This is a genomic window from Nonomuraea sp. NPDC049784, assembly GCF_040659615.1.
Classification (GTDB): Bacteria; Actinomycetota; Actinomycetes; order Streptosporangiales; family Streptosporangiaceae; genus Nonomuraea.
In genome coordinates this window covers 1-3,229 of record NZ_JBFAMX010000878.1, presented here as the reverse complement: position 1 = coordinate 3,229, position 3,229 = coordinate 1, and the positions used below count along the sequence as shown (strand labels likewise).

Genomic DNA, 3,229 nt, shown 5'->3' with positions numbered 1-3,229 from the left:
TCGCTACCGACGTCACCATATGGACTGCTCAGGCATCTCGAGCACACGCAGCCCTCAGCCGAGACTCCTCACCCGACTTCTGAAACAGGCCCTAGGACAGCGGCCCTTGCGCAGCCGGATCGCGCGGCGCAGCTGGTCCCGGATCTGGCTGACCACCCCCTGCCGCGCCCAGCGCGCGAAGTGCCCGTAAATCGTGGCCCACGGTGGGAAGTCGGACGGGATCGCTCGCCAGGTGCACCCGTTGGCCACCAGATAACGAATCGCATCCACCACGTCACGGCGGTGATGCTTTTCCGGCCTGCCGCCGGTGGGAGTGTGACAGGCCGGGACCGGGAGAAGCCGCTCCAACAGCGCCCACTCGGCGGCACTGGTGTCGGAGGGGTAGCGTCGCGGGCGCATCACTCAGCCTCCAACCGGCGCATGACCGTTGGTCAGCATGTCCAGCGTGGACTGCAGGCTGGTGGCCTGGGCCAGGACGAAGTGGGCCCACCTGTCGTCGGGGTACTTCATGGCGTGCGGAGTGATCGTGCCGTCGAGTAGCCGGCTGATCCGGGTCAGCGCGGCAGCGAACTGCGCTTTCTCGTAGGCCACCCAGTCGGCGGAATCGGCGGGAAACCGGTAGCCGCCCTTCGCGGTATAGACGAGCGGGGTCAGATGCTCGCGCGCGGCCACTTCCTTGATCCACAAGATGCCCTTGCGGACCTGGTAAGGGCTCATCACGGTCGCGGCAACCAACTGCCGGGTGGTCAGACCGGCCGGACGCGCTTCCATCAGCGCCATCCGCACTCGCTCACCACACACGTTCGTCGGCAGTCTGCCTCGCTGCCCCCGTCCTGGCGTGGAGGAGGCCATCACGGGCTCACTCGCCCCGCAGCAGCGCGGCCAGGCCCTCATCCAAGGACAGGTCGCCGGCATCGATCGCCTGGCCGATCCATTCCGTCGCGCCGCGCACGCGTGCCAGGTTGGCGTGCACCCGCTCACGCTCCTCCTCGGTGAAGGAATGCCCGCGCAGCGTCGGCACGATCCGGCCGGCCGCCGCCACGAACGTGGCGCAAGCGCCGACCAGGTCGACGTACTCCCGGTTGTGGCGCACCTGTTCCCGCGCCTGCTGGATTGCCTGCCTGGTCGGCTGGGGCACGGCCTCCAGCCGCTGCGCCGCGATTCGATGGGAACGGTCGACTTGGGCCCGGTTGACCAGGTGCATCGCGGTCTGGTCCTCGACGACCTCTGACACCACCTGCGGCTGGCGCAGCAGATCGGTCGCCACCCGGGCCGCGACCTGCTCATCCTCCAGCAGGTCGTGGACCTTGTTGACCTTCTCCTGAACGGTGGTGGGGTGGTTGACCCGCTGGCCGACCTCCCGCTTGGCGGCGTCCTGCGTCCACCGGTGGGTCTTGGACTTCTCGTGCCAGGGCGGGTCGAGGATCTTGGCGAAGCGCACGTCCTCGTCCGCGATCGCGGCCAGCGCCTTGTGCACGACGTAGGACACGCCATGCTGGCGGCGCTCCTTGGGCCAGCGCGAGGCCACCCACCGGTTGTCGAGCAGGGTGGCCAGCGGCATGTCCAGGTCTTCGGCGTACTGGGCCAGCGTCTGCCGGACGCCGAACGGCTCCTCGCCCGGGCCGGCGTGCGACCCGCCTCGCTGGCTGATCGGCTCGATCTCCAGGGCGAGATCGCCCAGCAGAAGCTGTGTTCGTCCCTGGACGGCGAGCTGCTCCAGCCCGTCGGCGACCAACTGCTCGTACCGCTCCTGCGTCACCTTCCCGATCATGGTGGTCATCGCGCCCCTCCTCGCGTCCGAGCACCCTTCTACGAGTGCTAGCGCGAAGTCTCCACCCGCACACAATCGGTGACAATGCCCTGGTTACAGACCTATCTCCGCCCGGCCATATGAGGACAATTCGCAATCAACGATCCGAAGAGAACACCGTCACCGTGACGCTGTTCTCACCGCCTCTGCGACGCCGCCAGCCGGCAGTCCGGCAACGCGGAGAGCAATAGATCGTGCCCACCGGATGATCCACACCCTCCAGCCACGACCGCGAGCACTCCGGACAAGCGATCGTCCGCTCCGGTGAGGCGTTCTGAATCACCCCAACCCTGGCCCGGATCCTCAGCAACAACCACCGCTGCCGAGCACGGCACGCATCCGAGCAGAACACCGCGTCCCAGCGCATCCACCCAGGCAGACGAGTCCCACAGGCCGGGCAACACCGCCCGTCCGTCACCGGCATGCCACCACACTGGCTCAACCCTCAGCATGAGCACCAGGACCCTCAGGGCCACGACCACCGCACCCACGTCCCCGGCCCTCTCTCATGCCTTCCATTCATCCCGGGGACGGTGGTGTCCGAGATCAAGAGTTCAGCAACACCCTCTCAGGGGTGAGGCGTCGATCTGACCGAGCCACGCAAGCCCATTGCCGCCCCAGCCGTCGCGGCTGGATCCGTTCAAGGCGTTGATCGATCGGATGTTGCGGGCGGACCTGGACACGCCCTGTGGGAGGGTGGATGGAGGGCGCCGTCGAGGGCCGCTAGGGCCTGGTTGGTGAGCAGGCGGCGATGCGAGTCCGGGTAGCCGGCCTTCGACCAGGCCAGGCAGGCGGCGTCCAGGAAGCCGAGATATCCGTGCAGCGCGTAGTCCACTCCTTCCACGTCGTCCACCTCGAGCACTTCATGAAGGAGCCGGACATACGTCTGCCGAGTGCGGAGGCGGATGGCGGCGGCCTCGGCGGGCTCGCCGCTCGGCGCCAGGAACGGGCCGCGCCAGCCGGCACCCCACTCCTTGACCGTGTCCAGATAGACCCGAATGCTGGCCGCGAGCCGATCCCGGGCCGGCGCGCCGGGCCCGAGGGCGGCGTCGGCGGCACGCTGCCGATCGAGCAGCCGGTCGACCGCGGCCTCGACCACCGCCAGGTAGAGGCTGCTCTTGCTGCCGAAGTAGCGATGCACCAGGGCTTGGGACGCTCCGGCCACCTCGGCTACCTGGTCCACGGACACCTGGTCGTACCCGGCGCGAGAGAACGCTTCCCCTGCGGCGCGCAGGATGGCCTGCCTGCGTGCGTCCACGCCGAGCCGCTGACGGGGCCGCCGATCCGTTCGTGGCATACATCGACTTTACACGCGCTACTGAGCTAAGCTCACTAGCGTGACGTCGTGGATTGAGCATGCCATCTGGTGGCATGTGTACCCGCTGGGCTTCGCCGGCGCCGAGCCTGCCGCCCGGCGCC

At 68.3% G+C, this 3,229-nt stretch carries 3 protein-coding genes and 1 pseudogene; all 4 read right to left on the bottom strand.

All coding sequences use genetic code 11. The features are described from left to right. Positions 1 to 87: 87 nt before the first annotated feature. A pseudogene (locus tag AB0J09_RS60300) lies at positions 88 to 399 on the bottom strand (transposase); the annotation flags it as partial. Positions 400 to 402: 3 nt separating this feature from the next. Further along, a complete protein-coding gene (locus tag AB0J09_RS60295) occupies positions 403 to 780 on the bottom strand; it encodes a hypothetical protein (RefSeq protein WP_360712794.1) in 378 nt (125 codons plus the stop codon). A gap of 79 nt (positions 781 to 859) precedes the next feature. Continuing rightward, the gene (locus tag AB0J09_RS60290; RefSeq protein WP_360712792.1) at positions 860 to 1,780 is read right to left on the bottom strand and encodes a DUF6192 family protein; all 921 of its coding nucleotides are present in this window, start codon (positions 1,778 to 1,780) and stop codon (positions 860 to 862) included. Positions 1,781 to 2,450: 670 nt separating this feature from the next. Beyond that, positions 2,451 to 3,107: a TetR/AcrR family transcriptional regulator gene (locus tag AB0J09_RS60285; protein ID WP_360712790.1), complete on the bottom strand. Its 657-nt coding sequence runs from the start codon at positions 3,105 to 3,107 to the stop codon at positions 2,451 to 2,453. Positions 3,108 to 3,229: the final 122 nt, after the last annotated feature.